The organism is Pseudomonas sp. M2(2023) (assembly GCF_030263955.1).
GTDB lineage: Bacteria > Pseudomonadota > Gammaproteobacteria > Pseudomonadales > Pseudomonadaceae > Aquipseudomonas > Aquipseudomonas asiatica.
On record NZ_CP127114.1, the window covers coordinates 1,292,489 to 1,306,961 of the forward strand.

Consider the following 14,473-nt stretch of genomic DNA (forward strand, 5'->3'; position numbering starts at 1 on the left):
TTACTTCTTCTTGTTGCCGGCCACGCAGCTGGCGTTGTCGAATGCCTGGTCCATGATCGGTTGGTTGGTCTTGTATACCGTGAAGCGGTAGACCATCACCGCGCCTTTGGACATCAGGTTACGGAAACCGCTGTTACGGCAGACGCTATCACCCAGCTGGCTGCGGACCTGTTCGGGGTTGGCCTGCATGCGCGCGGCATGGTCCTGGCGCACGCTCAGGTGGTTGACCAGTGCCTTGCCTTCCACCGTGTAACCCTGATCGAGGATGTCCTCGTTGATGGCTCGCGGGGTGCCGACACTGCTCTCTTTGGCAACCTTCTGCAACATGTTGTTCAGGTCGTATTCCTGCTTGGAAGCCGCCTGGGCTGCCAGAGGCAGGGCGAGCAACAGGCTCAGGGCGGGGACGATACGGCGCAGCATGAATCTCTCCTGGTTCGATGACTGGCGCTTTGACATGCGCAGGTCGACGGCGTTCCCTGAAAATCGCGCAGGCGCGAGGCTGGGGTACGGTAAAAGCAGCGATTATAAGGACCGCGTCGCCACCTGCACAGCAATTGCCCCCTGTTCTGGTAGACTGGCGCCCTTAGTTTTCTCCGAGTCATCCTTGTGTCCATTCCCAACCTGTCCAGAGGCCTGCCGGCATGAGCCATGCGGTAGCGCGCCTGCGCGCCGAACGCCTGGCTCGCAGCAACAAGCCCTTCATCGCCCGTGGTTCACGTGCCGAACGCTGCCCCGATTGCCGGGTCATTGCCACTCATTGCCTGTGCGCCTGGAAGCCCCGGGTGCAGGCCGAGTCCGGCGTGTGCCTGCTGATGCATGACACCGAGCCGCTCAAGCCCACCAATACCGGTTGGCTGATTGCCGACCTGATCGAGGACACCTCGGCTTTCGGCTGGCTGCGCACTTCGGTAGACGAACGCTTGCTGGCGTTGCTTGACGACCCGCGTTGGCAGCCCTACATCGTCTTCCCCGGCGAATTCGTTGCCCAGGAGCGAGTGGTCAGCGAGGTAGTGCGTGAGCCCGGCAAGCGTCCGCTGTTCATCCTGCTGGATGCCACCTGGACCGAAGCGCGCAAGATGTTCCGCAAAAGCCCGTACCTTGATCGCTTCCCGGTGTTGAGCCTGCAGGCCGAGCAGATGTCCCGCTACCGCCTGCGCCGCTCCAAGCGCGATGATCACTTCTGTACCGCGGAAGTCGCGGCCATGTGCCTGGACCTTGCCGGCGATACCCAGGCCTCGCAGGCGCTGGACGCCTACCTGGATGTCTTCAGCCTGCATTACCTGAGCGGCAAGCGTCGTCTGCCGCTGGACGAGCAGGACGACACCCACCAGCGTTTGCATACCTTCCTATAGTCCAAGGGGCACAACCCCTGCTTTGGTTCATAATGACCCTTACCCGAGTGCCCGACACAGAACAGGATCCCCAGATCGATGGCCACTTACGAAATCCTGATTGCCGATGACCACCCGCTGTTTCGTGGCGCCTTGCGCCAGGCCGTTACCCTCGGCCTGGGCCCGGATGTACGCCTGGTAGAAGTTGCCAGCATTGCCGAACTGGAAACCCGTCTGAGCGAAAAAGACAACTGGGACCTGGTGTTGCTGGACTTGAACATGCCGGGTGCCTATGGTTTTTCCGGGCTGGTGCTGCTGCGCGGGCAATACCCGCAGATCCCCGTTGTGATGGTATCGGCGCAGGAAGAGGCTGCAGTGGTGGTCAAGTCCCGCGAATTTGGCGCCAGTGGCTTCATTCCCAAGTCCAGCACCCTGGAAGTGATCCAGGATGCAGTGCGCAAGGTGCTCGATGGTGAGGTCTGGTGGCCGCCGCAGGCGTTCGAAAGGGTCGATGTCTCGGCCGAAGCCAAGGCCGCCAGCGAAGGCCTTGCCAGCCTCACGCCGCAGCAGTTCCGGGTGCTGACCATGGTCTGCGAAGGGCTGCTGAACAAACAGATCGCCTATGAGCTGAACGTGTCGGAAGCAACCATCAAGGCTCACGTGACGGCGATCTTCCGCAAGCTGGGTGTGCGTACCCGCACCCAGGCGGCGTTGTTGCTGCAACAACTTGAATCGGTTGCCAGCAGCTGAGTGGGCGTGGCTTCACGCTTTTTTTACCCGTGCCGGTCTAGTCTGCTGGCCTTTCCGCTGTGAAGTGACTCACATGACATCGCCATTCAAGGGCCAGACTGGCCTCAAACGTATCTTCAACGCCGCCGGCTATTCGCTGGATGGGCTGCGCGCTGCCTTCAAGGGTGAGGCCGCGTTCCGCCAACTGGTGCTGCTCAACGTGCTGCTGGTCCCGATTGCCTTCTGGCTGCCGGTCAGCCGTGCAGAGCGTGCAATCATGATCGCCGTGTGCCTGTTGGGCTTGATCGTCGAATTGTTCAACTCGGCGGTGGAGGCAGCCATCGATCGTATTTCGCTGGAGCGCCACCCGCTGTCGAAAAACGCCAAGGACATGGGCAGCGCCGCGCAACTGGTGGCATTGACCATGGTGGCGCTGGTGTGGGGTGTGATCCTGCTTTAAGCGATCGGTGGCAACACGATCTCGTCACTGCGTGTGAAACCCGCGGTGAAGTTGCGGCACAGTTCGAGAAATTCGCGCATGGCCGAGGTCTGGTACTTCTGTTTGTGCCAGATGAAGTAGAACTGGCGCATCAGGTCCAGCTCCGGGGTTTCCACCGCTACCAGGCTGCCGCGGCGGAAGGCGTCACGCAGGGCAAGGCGCGAGATGCAGCCGATGCCCAGGCCCGATTCCACCGCGCGCTTGATGGCTTCGGTGTGTTCCAGCTCCAGGCGGATGTTGAGGTTGGTGCGGTGGTGGCGCATGGTCTGGTCGAAAGTCAGGCGCGTGCCTGAGCCCTGTTCGCGCAGGATCCACGCCTCCTGGGACAAGGTCTGTACATCGGCGCGTCCCAGTTTGGCCAGCGGATGCTGTGGCGCGCAGAACACCACAAGTTCGTCCTCGACCCAGGGCTGCACTTCCAGGTCCGGGTGGTTGCAATCGCCTTCGATCAGACCCAGATCAATTTCGTAATGCGCCACCTGTTGCACGATATGCGCGGTGTTCTGCACATGCAGCTTCACCTGGCTTTCCGGGTGCACCTGCATGAAGCTACCGATCAGCAGGGTGGCCAGGTAGTTGCCGATGGTCAGCGTGGCGCCGACTGCCAGCGAGCCGAAACCGGACTTGCCGTTGAGCAGGTCTTCGATTTCCTTGGCCTGGTCGAGCAGGGCCACTGCCTGCGGCAACAGTTGCTGGCCCAGGGCGTTGAGGCTCAGGCGCTTGCCGGCCCGGTCGAACAGCTGGCAGCTGGACTGTCGCTCAAGCTCGGTGATCGAGGTGCTGGCGGCCGACTGCGACAAGGCCAACACACTGGCGGCGCGGGAAACGCTCTGGTGCTGGGCCACGGCAACGAAGACTTGCAGTTGACGAAGTGTAAATCGCATATCGATATAACCGATAACACATATCTTGATAATCCAGTTAACAGATATTGTCGCTGCCCCTAAACTATCGCGCAACTGCGCGTCTTGCGCGCGCCGCGTCTTTCTTCAGGAGCCCCATTAAATGAGCAACATGAACCACGAACGTGTCCTCAGTGTGCACCACTGGAACGACACCCTGTTCAGCTTCAAGTGCACCCGCGACCCGGGCCTGCGCTTCGAGAACGGTCAGTTCGTGATGATCGGCCTGCAACAAGAAAGCGGCCGTCCGCTCATGCGCGCCTATTCCATCGCCTCGCCGAACTGGGAAGAGCACCTGGAGTTCTTCAGCATCAAGGTGCCGGACGGTCCGCTGACCTCGCAGCTGCAGCACCTGAAGGAAGGCGACGAGATCATCATCAGCAAGAAGCCTACCGGTACCCTGGTACTCGACGACCTGAACCCGGGCAAGCACTTGTACCTGCTGAGCACCGGCACTGGCCTGGCACCGTTCATGAGTGTCATCCAGGACCCGGAAACCTACGAGCGCTTCGAGAAAGTGATCCTGGTGCACGGCGTGCGCTACGTGAACGAAGTGGCCTACCGCGAGTTCATCACCGAGCACCTGCCGCAGAACGAGTTCTTCGGTGAGTCGGTTCGCGACAAGCTGATCTACTACCCGACCGTGACTCGTGAACCGTTCGAGAACCAGGGCCGCCTGACCGACCTGATGCGCAGCGGCAAGCTGTTCAGCGACATCGGCCTGCCACCGATCAACCCGCAGGACGACCGCGCGATGATCTGCGGCAGCCCGAGCATGCTCGACGAAACCAGCGAAGTGCTGGACAGCTTCGGTCTGAAGATTTCCCCGCGCATGCGCGAGCCGGGTGACTACCTGATCGAGCGAGCCTTCGTCGAGAAGTAAGGCGCAGGCTGATGCACAAGAAAGGCGACCCTGGGGTCGCCTTTCTTGTGCCTGTGATTCATATATCGCCAGCACTGGCCTCTTCGCGGGTAAACCCGCTCCCACAGGGCAGTGGTACCCCTGTGGGAGCGGGTTTACCCGCGAAGAGGCCGGAACAGGCAAGACACAATCTATTCGACGCGCGTCTCGCCGCTATACACCAATATCTCCCGACACCGCTTGCACAGGTAGCGCCGCCCTTGGCGCACCAGCTTGTGTCGTTGCGCGGTAAACGGGAAGTCGCTCTGCGGGCAGGGGCAGCGGTAGATGTAGCGGGTCACCACGCGCCTTTGCACTTCGTAGTTGTGGCAACGGTTGGGCGGCAGTTCATACACCCCGCGCATGATCAGCTGCCACTCTTCGCCATGGGCCTGGATTCGGTCGCCGAACAGATGGTGGGCCACCAGGTGCGCCACCTCATGGGCCACGGTCTGGCGCAGGAAGTCTTCCTGGTTTTCGCGGTAAAGCTGCAGGTTGAAGCGCAGCAGGTTCTCGTGCAGGTGGGCGACGCCGGCTTTTTGCCCGCGCAGCTTGAAGCTGATTTCCGGGCGTGGGAAGGGGCGTTTGAAGAAGGTTTCAGCTTGCTGGTAACAGGTTTCGACGCGTTGTCTGAGCAGCTCGGGCATGGCGGGGTGGTTCTCCTGACCGGACATTATGCCGCAACCCCGGGCAACCTGCCGAGCCACCGGTCAGCGCACAGCCAGAGGCCGCCTTGCGGCGGCCCCAGGTTTGATGCCCCAGTGTTGGTCGAGTCTGTTCTAGTTGGTGTAGACGGGCCCCACGCCCAGTCCCCAGATGATCACCGTGGCGGCCATGATCGCCACCAGTACCACAAGGCCTACCGCCAGCACCGAGCTGGAGAACAGGAAGCCTTCGTCGGACGGTATGTTCATGAACGTCGGCAAACCGACGTACAACAGGTACACGGTGTAACAGATGGCGGCCGTGCCGATCAGCATGCCCAGCCACAGGTGAGGGTACAGCGCCGCCAGGCCGCCGATGAACAACGGTGTGGCGGTGTAGGTGGCAAAGGCGATGCACTGAGCCATGGACGGGTTGGCATCATAGGTGCGGGCCATCCAGTGGATGAACGCCCCCATTACCGCCACCCCGGCAAGCATCGCCAGGTACGACATGATGCTCATCCAGATGGCGCTTTCCATGGTCAGCATCACCGCTGGCCGGTCGCCGATTACCCAGCCGACCTGGGTTGTACCGATGAACGCCGAAACGGCGGGGATCGCAGCCAGGATCAGGGTGTGCGTCAGGTACATGTGGCTGATGGTTTCTTCTTCGCCACGAATTTCCCGCCATTCCTGGTCGGGATGGGTAAACAGCCCCACAACGTGATGAATCATGCCGATCACTCCTCTCAATGTTGCCAAACGCCCCCCAGATGGAGCGCAAGCGGCCCTAGGCCCGAACACCGAAGCAAGCGGTAATGTGGCCTTATGTCGCAGTATAGGAAGCGGTTACCCGCATAAACCGTGCTTTTTAGAGCAAATTGCGCTGTAAGGCGCGCTGTTGATTACAATGAAGTCTTTATCGGAATGCCTACAGCGCCGCCGCGTTTGTGCGTAAAATAGTCGGCTTTTGTCACACCTCGCGGATCCAAGCGCTATGGGCACCCTCTCGGTCAACCAGAACAAACTGCAAAAACGCCTGCGTCGTCTCGCCGGCGAAGCCATCACCGACTACAACATGATCGAGGATGGCGACAAGGTCATGGTCTGCCTGTCCGGCGGCAAGGACAGCTACACCATGCTCGACGTTCTGTTGCACCTGCAGAAGGTGGCACCGATCAAGTTCGAGATCGTCGCGGTGAACATGGACCAGAAGCAGCCGGGGTTCCCCGAGCATGTGCTGCCGGCCTACCTGAAGGAACTGGGTGTCGAGTACCACATTGTCGAGAAGGACACCTATTCGGTGGTCAAGGAGCTTGTCCCCGAGGGCAAGACCACCTGCTCGCTGTGTTCGCGCCTGCGCCGTGGCACCCTGTACACCTTTGCCGACGAAATCGGCGCGACCAAGATGGCGCTGGGGCACCACCGCGACGATATCGTCGAAACCTTCTTCCTCAACATGTTCTTCAACGGCGCGCTCAAGGGTATGCCGCCGAAGCTGCGCGCCGACGATGGCCGCAATGTGGTGATCCGCCCGCTGGCCTACTGCAGCGAGAAGGATATCCAGGCCTACTCGGACATGAAGGAATTCCCGATCATCCCGTGCAACCTGTGCGGTTCGCAGGAAAACCTGCAGCGCCAGGTGGTCAAGGACATGCTGGTGGAGTGGGAGCGCAAGCACCCGGGGCGTACCGAGAGCATCTTCCGTGCCCTGCAGAACGTGGCACCGTCGCAGTTGGCCGACCGCAACCTGTTCGACTTCACCAGCCTGAAGATCGACGAGAATGCCACTCCGCGTTTCCTTGACGTGCTGAACATCTGAGCCCATGCGCGATTACCAGTGGTTGCACGAGTACTGCCTGAACCGCTTCGGCTCGGCTCAGGCCCTGGAGGCCTTCCTGCCGCAGCCGCGCACACCGGCGCAACTGCGTGATATCAGCGACGACCGCTACCTTTCGACCTTGGCCCTGCGCGTGTTCCGCGCCGGGCTCAAGCACAGCCTGGTGGATGCCAAGTGGCCGGCGTTCGAGCAGGTGTTCTTCGGCTTCGACCCGGAGAAGGTGGTATTGATGGGCGCCGAGCACCTCGAGCGGCTGATGCACGACGAGCGCATCATTCGCCACCTGGGCAAGCTCAAGAGCGTGCCGCGCAATGCGCAGATGGTTCTTGACGTGGCCAAGGAGAAGGGCAGTTTCGGCGCCTTCATCGCCGACTGGCCGGTGACCGACATCGTCGGTTTGTGGAAGTACCTGGCCAAGCACGGCAACCAGCTGGGCGGGTTGTCGGCACCGCGTTTCTTGCGCATGGTCGGCAAGGACACGTTCATCCCTACCGATGACATGGCTGCGGCGTTGATTGCGCAGAAGGTGGTCGACAAGCCGCCGACCAGCCAGCGGGACCTGGCCCTGGTGCAGCAGGCGTTCAACCAGTGGCATGCGGAGAGTGGGCGGCCGCTGTGCCAGTTGTCGGTGATGCTGGCGCATACCGTCAACCATTGAGAGTTGTGCTGGCCCCTTCGCGGGCATGCCCGCTCCCACAGGTACAGCGCCGACCTCAAGTGTGGCGCGAACCCTGTGGGAGCGGGCAAGCCCGCGAAGAATCTAACTGCCTTCGCCCGCCATGCGCCGCTCATGCTGGAACTTCCAGCGCACATACAGCAGCCCGGAAATGAACAGCCCCAGGCTCACCAGTACTTCAACCCAGCCAAATACCGCCCGCGCCGGGTCGAACGCCGCCAGCACGCCCTTGATGAAATAGATATTCACCACGAAGCAGCTCCAGGCATGTGCCCGGGCGCTGCCTGTCAGCATGCCCGGCAGCAACAGCAGCAACGGCACCAGTTCGATCGCCAGGATCACCTCGACCCGCGCCCCGTGCAGGTTGGCGAACCACAGGTTGTTCGCCACCAGCAGGGCGATCAGGCCGAAGAAGAATGCCAGGCTCAGCGCCCGCGTCAGGCGCAGGCGAGGCGCCAGCCACTCAAGCGGCGGCAATACCTTGGGCTTCTTAGCCACGTGCAGCCTCCAGGGCCTTTGCAGTGGTCGCCAGGCGTTGGCCAAGGGCGCGGCACAGGGCTATCTCGTGCTGGTCGAGCTCGCGCTTGCCATCGGCGCCAGCATGATGGCTGGCGCCATACGGGGTGCCGCCGCCACGGGTATCGAGCAATGCCGATTCGCTGTACGGCAGGCCCATCACCAGCATGCCGTGGTGCATCAGCGGCAGCATCATCGACAGCAGAGTGGTTTCCTGCCCGCCGTGCAGGCTGGCGGTAGAGGTGAACACGCCTGCCGGCTTGCCGACCAGTTCACCGCCCAGCCACAGGCTGCTGGTGCCATCCAGGAAGTACTTGAGCGGCGCCGCCATGTTGCCGAAGCGGGTCGGGCTGCCCAGTACCAGGCCGGCGCAGTGGCGCAGGTCATCCAGGGTGGCGTACAGCGCACCATTGGCAGGGATGTCCGGGGCCACTGCTTCGCACTCGGTGGAAATCGCCGGTACCGTGCGCAGGCGGGCTTCCATGCCGGCCAGCTCGATGCCGCGGGCGATGTGCCGGGCCATCTCGCTGGTCGACCCATGGCGGCTGTAATACAGCACCAGGATGTAGGGCTCGCTCACGGCAGGATCTCCAGTACTTTCTCGGGTGGTCGGCCGACTACGGCCTTGTCGCCAGCGATGAAGATCGGCCGCTCGATCAGTTTGGGGTGCCGGGCCATGGCGTCGATCAGTTGCGCGTCGGTAAGCGACGGGTCGGCCAGGTTCAGCTCCTCGTACTCGTCCTCGCCGGTACGCAGCAGCTGGCGCGGGGCGATGCCCAGCTTGCCGAGCAGAGACTTCAGGGTGGCCGCGTCGGGCGGGGTCTCGAGGTAGCGCACGATTGTCGGCGCCAGGCCGCGAGCTTCGAGCAGTTCCAGGGCGCCGCGGGATTTCGAGCAGCGCGGGTTATGATAGAGCGTGAGGTCGGTCATGTCGGGTCGCATCCAGCAGGGTGTGGCGGCTATTCTAACCGCAGCGACTGACCAATTTGCTTTAAAACTCGAGAAGGATTGACCCATGGCAAGGCGTCTGGCAGCAGTACTGGCCATCACCGCGAGCCTGTTGCTCGGTGGTTGCGGTGCCGATTATGGCGTGGACCAACACGGTAAGACGGTTAAGGCCGAACAAATCGACGGGCACTGGCTGGTGCTCAACTACTGGGCCGAATGGTGCGGGCCGTGCCGTACCGAAATCCCTGAACTGAACGCGGCAGCCAAGCAGTGGGCGGCCGATGGTATCAAGGTGGTGGGGGTGAACTTCGATGGCTTGCAAGGGCAGGAGCTGAAGCAGGCTGCCGAAACCCTGGGGATCGCTTTCACCGTATTGGCGCAGGACCCGGCCGAGCGCTATGACCTGCCGCGTAGCGAGGCATTGCCGGTGACCTATATCATCGATGACAAGGGCAAGGTGCGGGAACAATTGATGGGCGAGCAGACCCTGGAAGGGCTGCAGGCCAGGATCAAGGCACTGAAGGGCGCCTGATGCATTTTGGGGCTGCTTTGCAGCCCATCGCGACACAAGGCCGCTCCTACAGGGGGATGCGATCTCCTGTAGGAGCGGCCTTGTGTCGCGATGGGCCGCACAGCGGCCCCGGCAATATTCAGCCTTCCTCAGGCCAGAAGCGCAGTGGCTTGCCTTCGGCCGGCCAGAAACGCATCTGCTCGATAGGCGACACATCCCAGCGCTGCACTGTTTCCAGCGCCTGCAGGAAGCGTTTTTCCTGTTCCATCAACGCCGGCGCGCAGAGCTTGCGGGTCTTGCCGACCTTGCCGAAGCTAAGGTGCTCGCCGTCCAGTGTGTATGGCGCGAACCAGTGGTTGCAGCCGCCATTGCCATAGGCACGGCCATCGCTGGCCAAGGTCAGGGTCAGGTGGCTGTAGTCGATCAGCGGCCGTTCGCCAATCCACTCCAGCACATAGCTGCGCTCCTGCTGCAGCTTGGAAGGTTCTGCGGCGCAGCCGAGCAGGCCGGTGGCAATCAGCACGCCGGTCAGCAGATTTTTCACTCGGCGCTCTCCTGGCAACGCGGGCACAGGTGTTTTTCGCCACGGCTGGCCCAGCCCAGCTCGGCAATGCGTGCGCTGGCGGCAGGCTGGCGGGCTTTCTTGCCCAGCTTGGCGTCCACCGCGAACTCGAAGTCCAGCACGGCGTCGCAGCTGTCGCACGCGACCTGCCAGGTGAGGATTTCCAGCTCGTTGAACACCGGGCCGCTGGCCACGGCAACCCACTGGCCGCGCGGGTTGATCAGGTGGCGCACGCTCTCCACTGTCAGGCGCATGGACAAGTCCTTGCTGCCCTTGAGGGTGACCAGCAGGGTGTCGCCTTTGTGCATCGAGCCGCCGTTGCCGGTGACCTGGTAGCGGCCCGGCACCAGGGCGCGGCACTCGATCAGGGTATGTTGCGGGTTGAAAAGGGTGTAGCGGAAATCGTGCTCGACCATGGGTCCTCCAGAAATGCCGCGTATCCTAGCACTAACCCATCACCAGATTCTGTGGATTGCCTGCCGCCCAGCGGTTGATGTTGTCCAGCGTGGTCGCGGCGATGGCATCCAGTGCCTCGCGGGTAAGGAACGCCTGGTGGGCAGTGATGATCACGTTTGGGAAGGTCAGCAGACGGGCCAGCACGTCGTCCTGCAGCGGCAGGTCGGAGCGGTCCTCGAAGAACAGCTGGGCTTCTTCTTCGTATACGTCCAGGCCCAGGTAGCCGAGCTGACCGCTCTTCAGCGCGTCGATCAGCGCCGGGGTGTCGACCAGCGCGCCGCGGCCGGTGTTGATCAGCATGGCGCCGGGCTGCAGCTGGGCCAGGCTTTGTGCATTGATAAGGTGCCGGGTGTGCTCGGTCAGCGGGCAGTGCAGGCTGATGACGCGCGCTTCACGCAGCAACTCGGGCAATGGCAGGTAGCGCGCGCCCAAGGCCAGCAGCTCGGGGTTGGGGTAAGGGTCATAGGCCAGCAACTGGCAGCCGAAACCGGCCATGATGCGGGCAAAGGCGGTGCCGATCTGGCCGGTACCGACCACGCCGACGGTCTTGTCGTGCAGGTCGAAGCCGGTCAGCCCGTGCAGGGTGAAGTCACCCTCGCGGGTGCGGTTGTAGGCCCGGTGCAGGCGCCGGTTCAGGGCCAGGATCAGCGCCACGGCGTGTTCGGCCACGGCGTGCGGCGAGTAGGCCGGCACTCGCACTACGGTCAGGCCCAGGCGCTGGGCGGCGGCCAGGTCGACATGGTTGTAGCCGGCCGAGCGCAGGGCGACCAGGCGCGTGCCGCCTGCGGCCAGGCGCTGCAGCACCTGGGCGTCGAGCTCGTCATTGATGAAGGCGCAGACCACCTCGTAGCCATCGGCCAGGGTAGCGGTATCGAGGGTCAGGCGGGCGGGCTGGAAGTGCAGGTCCAGTGTGGTGCCGCTGGCGGCACGGGTGAAGCTTTCCTGGTCGTAGTGCTGGCTGCTGAACAACAGGGCGCGCATGGTGGGTTCCTTTTCCAGTGCAGGAGGTACAGCATACCTTGAATATGGCGCGGGCCACTGTGGGAGCGGGCGTGCCCGCGAAGAAGACTTCGCGATGGATGGCACGGGCTTCGCCCATGTTCGCGGGCACGCCCGCTCCCACAGGGAACTGTGTCAGGCGCTCAGTCTGGCCTGCGCCGCCAGGCGGTTGATTGCCGCATCCAGTTCGTCCAGTGCCTGCTGTGCCAGCGGGTTTTCCTGCTTGAGCAAGGTTTCGCTGCGCTGGCACGCGGCCCGCAACTGCGGGACGCCGCAATAACGTGAGGCGCCGTTCAGGCGGTGCACCTGTTCGATCAGGCGGTTGCGGTCGTCGGCCTCGCGGGCGGCGCGTATGGCTTCGCGGTCGGCTTCCAGCGAGCCCAGCAGCATGCTTAGCATATCGGCCGCCAGGTCCGCTTTGCCGGCGGCCAGGCGCAGGCCTTCCTCAGGGTCCAGCACCTTCAGGTCATCACCGTTGGCCAGTTGCTCGGCCAGGCGTTCCTGCTCTGGCGCACCCAGGCTCAGGCCGGTCCATTTCATTACCACCTGGGCCAGCTGCCGTTCGCTGATTGGCTTGGTCAGGTAGTCGTCCATGCCTCCATGCAGCAACGCGCGTTTCTCGTTGGCCATGGCGTGGGCGGTGAGGGCGACGATCGGCAACGGGTCGCCGCTTTGGGTGTTTTCCCACAGGCGGATCTGCTCGGTGCAGGCGCGGCCGTCCATGCCGGGCATCTGCACGTCCATCAGCACCAGGTCGAACGGTTCGTTCTGTACCGCCTGTACTGCCGCATAGCCGTTGTCGACGGCCAGCACCTCGGCGCCCAGGTCTTCGAGCAGGGTCTGCACCAGCAGTAGGTTGGCGGGGTTGTCGTCGACGCAGAGAATCTTCGGCTGGCGCTGGCCGTTGATGCTGTTCACCTCGCCCTGCGGGCGGCGCGGTTGCACCAGTTCCAGCAACAGGCGGCGCAGTTTGCGCGTGCAGGTCGGCTTGGACAGCAACTGGCCATGGCCGTTGGGCAGGTACGGGTGGTACAGCGCCTGCTCGGTGGTCGGGCACAGCACCACGCACTGGCAATGGTAGCGCTCGAGCTGCTGATGGTAATGGCCCAGCTGCTCGGGCGACAGGTTGCCAAGGTTGGCCCCGAGCACGGCGAACTCGAACGGCAGGCCGGCCTGGCTGGCGGCTTGCACGCCCTGCAGCAGTTGGTCGAAGGAGGCGAACAGGCTGACGCTGAGGCCGAAGTCTTCCAGCTGGTGCTCCAACGCCTGGCGCGCCAGTTCGTGGCCATCGACGATGGCTGCGCGGCGGCCCAGCAGCGGTTGCAGCGGCAGCTCCTCGACACCATCGTGGGCCTTGGGCAGGTTGAGGCTGATCCAGAACTGCGAACCCTCGCCCGGGGTGCTGTCGACGCCGATTTCGCCGCCCATCTGCTCGATCAGGCGCTTGGAAATCACCAGCCCCAGGCCGGTGCCGCCAGGCTGGCGGGCCAGCGAGTTGTCGGCCTGGCTGAAGGCCTGGAACAGCGTACGCACATCCTGCGGCGACAAGCCGATGCCGGTGTCCTGCACGCTGATGCGCAGCTGCGCACTGTCCTCGTGCTCATCTTCGAGCATGGCGCGTACGACGATGGTGCCCTCGCGGGTGAACTTGATTGCGTTGCTGACCAGGTTGGTAAGGATCTGCTTGAGCCGCAACGGGTCGCCGATCAGCGACGACGGGGTATCGCGGTAGATCAGGCTGAGCAGTTCCAGCTGCTTGGCGTGGGCGGCCGGGGCGAGGATGGTCAGGGTGTCCTGGATCAGGTCGCGCAGGTTGAAGGGGATGCTGTCGAGCACCAGTTTGCCGGCCTCGATCTTGGAGAAGTCGAGGATCTCGTTGATGATCCCGAGCAGGTTGTCGGCAGACTTCTCGATGGTGCTCAGGTAGTCGAGCTGGCGCGGTGTCAGCTCGCTTTTTTGCAGCAGGTGGGTGAAACCGAGGATACCGTTGAGCGGGGTGCGGATTTCGTGGCTCATGTTGGCCAGGAACTCCGACTTGATGCGGCTGGCCTCCAGGGCTTCCTTGCGCGCCATGTCCAGCTCGATGTTCTGGATCTCGATGGTTTCCAGGTTCTGGCGTACGTCCTCGGTGGCCTGGTCGATGCTGTGCTGCAGTTCTTCGTGGGCGTTGTGAAGGGTTTCGGCCATGCGGTTGATGCCGCGCGCCAGCTCGTCCAGCTCATGGCTGCCCATGGCCGGCAGGCGTTCCTCGAGGTGGCCGTCCTTGAGCTGGTTGACCGCATGCTTGATGCGCTTGATCGGGTCGTTGATGGTGCGGCTCATGCGCAGTGCCAGCAGGCCGCTGAGCACCAGGCAGGCGAGAATCAGCAACAGGCTGGTGAACAGGTTGCGGTAGCCGCGCAGCAGGGTGCCGTCGTGGGACAGCTCGATCTCGACCCAGCCCAGCAGGCGTTCGGCTTCGGTCGGCACGGCATCGGTGGCCAGGTCGCGGTGGTGGCCGAACACTGGCATCAGATAGCGGGTGGCGTCATTGCCGCTGCGTTGCAGCAGCTGGGTGCCGGTGCCGCCGCTGGGCGGCTGGTTGAGCATGCTCGGGCCGGCATGGGCCAGGCGCGTGCGGTCCGGGGCCAGAAAGGCGACTGCGCGCACATCGGCCTGCTCCAGTGTTTGTGCGGCAATGCGCTCAAGTTGTGCCGGTGCCAGCTTGGCCATGGCGGGCGCGGCCAACGGCGCCAGCTGCTCGGCGATCATCTTGCCGCGTTGCAGCAGCTGGGTGCGCAGGTCGTTCTGTTGCAGCCAGGTGAAGTAACTACCCAGCACCAATGCCATCAGGCCGGCCGGCAGCAGGGCCAGCAGCAGGACCCGGCTGCGAATTCCCAAGCGATCGAGCACACTCGCCTCCTGTCATGTGCCTGGACACCGTCAAGCGATGACGGCCAAGCCGGGAAGTTACTCCGCC

The 14,473-nt window shown here is 63.1% G+C and carries 18 protein-coding genes; 7 read left to right on the forward strand and 11 right to left on the reverse strand.

The features are described from left to right. Entirely contained in the window at positions 1 to 420 is a 420-nt protein-coding gene (locus QN085_RS06020; RefSeq protein ID WP_013971343.1) for a quorum-sensing-regulated virulence factor family protein, read from the reverse strand. A 221-nt stretch (positions 421 to 641) separates the two neighbouring features. Between QN085_RS06020 and QN085_RS06025 the strand changes: the two genes are divergently transcribed. From QN085_RS06025 to QN085_RS06035, 3 genes are all read left to right on the forward strand, one after another. After that, positions 642 to 1,352, forward strand: a complete 711-nt coding sequence (locus tag QN085_RS06025) for a tRNA-uridine aminocarboxypropyltransferase (protein WP_013971344.1) — start codon at positions 642 to 644, stop codon at positions 1,350 to 1,352. Between the two features lie 78 nt (positions 1,353 to 1,430). Further along, positions 1,431 to 2,081 (forward strand): response regulator transcription factor ErdR, encoded by a 651-nt coding sequence (gene erdR, locus QN085_RS06030; RefSeq protein WP_013971345.1) that lies wholly within the window; start codon positions 1,431 to 1,433, stop codon positions 2,079 to 2,081. 73 nt (positions 2,082 to 2,154) lie between these two features. Further along, positions 2,155 to 2,520 (forward strand): diacylglycerol kinase, encoded by a 366-nt coding sequence (locus QN085_RS06035; RefSeq protein WP_004375479.1) that lies wholly within the window; start codon positions 2,155 to 2,157, stop codon positions 2,518 to 2,520. On the opposite strand, the gene finR is transcribed toward QN085_RS06035, so the two are convergent. Next, positions 2,517 to 3,443, reverse strand: coding sequence for a LysR family transcriptional regulator FinR (finR, locus tag QN085_RS06040; RefSeq protein WP_285689891.1), 927 nt, complete (start codon positions 3,441 to 3,443; stop codon positions 2,517 to 2,519). The genes QN085_RS06035 and finR overlap by 4 nt on opposite strands. Before the next feature lie 121 nt (positions 3,444 to 3,564). Between finR and fpr the strand changes: the two genes are divergently transcribed. Then, the gene (fpr, locus tag QN085_RS06045; protein ID WP_004375483.1) at positions 3,565 to 4,344 is read left to right on the forward strand and encodes a ferredoxin-NADP reductase; all 780 of its coding nucleotides are present in this window, start codon (positions 3,565 to 3,567) and stop codon (positions 4,342 to 4,344) included. A gap of 170 nt (positions 4,345 to 4,514) precedes the next feature. On the opposite strand, the gene QN085_RS06050 is transcribed toward fpr, so the two are convergent. After that, complete coding sequence (locus QN085_RS06050) at positions 4,515 to 5,009, reverse strand: SprT family zinc-dependent metalloprotease (RefSeq protein ID WP_013971347.1); 495 nt, start codon at positions 5,007 to 5,009, stop codon at positions 4,515 to 4,517. A gap of 132 nt (positions 5,010 to 5,141) precedes the next feature. After that, positions 5,142 to 5,741, reverse strand: a complete 600-nt coding sequence (locus tag QN085_RS06055; protein ID WP_003252385.1) for a Yip1 family protein — start codon at positions 5,739 to 5,741, stop codon at positions 5,142 to 5,144. 262 nt (positions 5,742 to 6,003) lie between these two features. Between QN085_RS06055 and ttcA the strand changes: the two genes are divergently transcribed. After that, the gene (ttcA, locus tag QN085_RS06060) at positions 6,004 to 6,828 is read left to right on the forward strand and encodes a tRNA 2-thiocytidine(32) synthetase TtcA (RefSeq protein ID WP_012270926.1); all 825 of its coding nucleotides are present in this window, start codon (positions 6,004 to 6,006) and stop codon (positions 6,826 to 6,828) included. 4 nt (positions 6,829 to 6,832) lie between these two features. Beyond that, positions 6,833 to 7,504: a DNA-3-methyladenine glycosylase I gene (locus QN085_RS06065; RefSeq protein ID WP_004375485.1), complete on the forward strand. Its 672-nt coding sequence runs from the start codon at positions 6,833 to 6,835 to the stop codon at positions 7,502 to 7,504. 102 nt (positions 7,505 to 7,606) lie between these two features. Here the strand turns inward: QN085_RS06065 and QN085_RS06070 are convergent, their stop codons facing one another. The 3 genes from QN085_RS06070 to arsC are packed head-to-tail and all read right to left on the reverse strand — an operon-like array spanning position 7,607 to position 8,968. Continuing rightward, positions 7,607 to 8,020, reverse strand: a complete 414-nt coding sequence (locus QN085_RS06070; RefSeq protein WP_013971349.1) for a DUF2069 domain-containing protein — start codon at positions 8,018 to 8,020, stop codon at positions 7,607 to 7,609. Then, positions 8,013 to 8,618, reverse strand: coding sequence for an NAD(P)H:quinone oxidoreductase (gene wrbA, locus QN085_RS06075; protein ID WP_013971350.1), 606 nt, complete (start codon positions 8,616 to 8,618; stop codon positions 8,013 to 8,015). The genes QN085_RS06070 and wrbA overlap by 8 nt, the downstream gene beginning before the upstream one ends. Further along, positions 8,615 to 8,968 carry an arsenate reductase (glutaredoxin) gene (gene arsC / locus QN085_RS06080; RefSeq protein WP_013971351.1) on the reverse strand — a complete coding sequence of 118 codons (354 nt, stop codon included), beginning with the start codon at positions 8,966 to 8,968 and terminating at the stop codon, positions 8,615 to 8,617. The genes wrbA and arsC overlap by 4 nt, the downstream gene beginning before the upstream one ends. Before the next feature lie 85 nt (positions 8,969 to 9,053). Here arsC and QN085_RS06085 point away from each other — a divergent pair, with 85 nt between their 5' ends. Then, a complete protein-coding gene (locus tag QN085_RS06085) occupies positions 9,054 to 9,518 on the forward strand; it encodes a TlpA disulfide reductase family protein (RefSeq protein WP_013971352.1) in 465 nt (154 codons plus the stop codon). 118 nt (positions 9,519 to 9,636) lie between these two features. Here the strand turns inward: QN085_RS06085 and QN085_RS06090 are convergent, their stop codons facing one another. The 4 genes from QN085_RS06090 to QN085_RS06105 all read right to left on the reverse strand — a co-directional run bounded on the left by QN085_RS06090 (position 9,637) and on the right by QN085_RS06105 (position 14,406). Beyond that, positions 9,637 to 10,041 (reverse strand): META domain-containing protein, encoded by a 405-nt coding sequence (locus QN085_RS06090; RefSeq protein ID WP_004375489.1) that lies wholly within the window; start codon positions 10,039 to 10,041, stop codon positions 9,637 to 9,639. Then, the gene (locus QN085_RS06095; protein ID WP_013971353.1) at positions 10,038 to 10,475 is read right to left on the reverse strand and encodes a hypothetical protein; all 438 of its coding nucleotides are present in this window, start codon (positions 10,473 to 10,475) and stop codon (positions 10,038 to 10,040) included. The genes QN085_RS06090 and QN085_RS06095 overlap by 4 nt, the downstream gene beginning before the upstream one ends. A gap of 31 nt (positions 10,476 to 10,506) precedes the next feature. Continuing rightward, complete coding sequence (locus QN085_RS06100; protein ID WP_013971354.1) at positions 10,507 to 11,496, reverse strand: 2-hydroxyacid dehydrogenase; 990 nt, start codon at positions 11,494 to 11,496, stop codon at positions 10,507 to 10,509. Between the two features lie 153 nt (positions 11,497 to 11,649). Beyond that, positions 11,650 to 14,406, reverse strand: coding sequence for a response regulator (locus QN085_RS06105; RefSeq protein WP_024086406.1), 2,757 nt, complete (start codon positions 14,404 to 14,406; stop codon positions 11,650 to 11,652). Between the last annotated feature and the right edge of the window lie 67 nt (positions 14,407 to 14,473).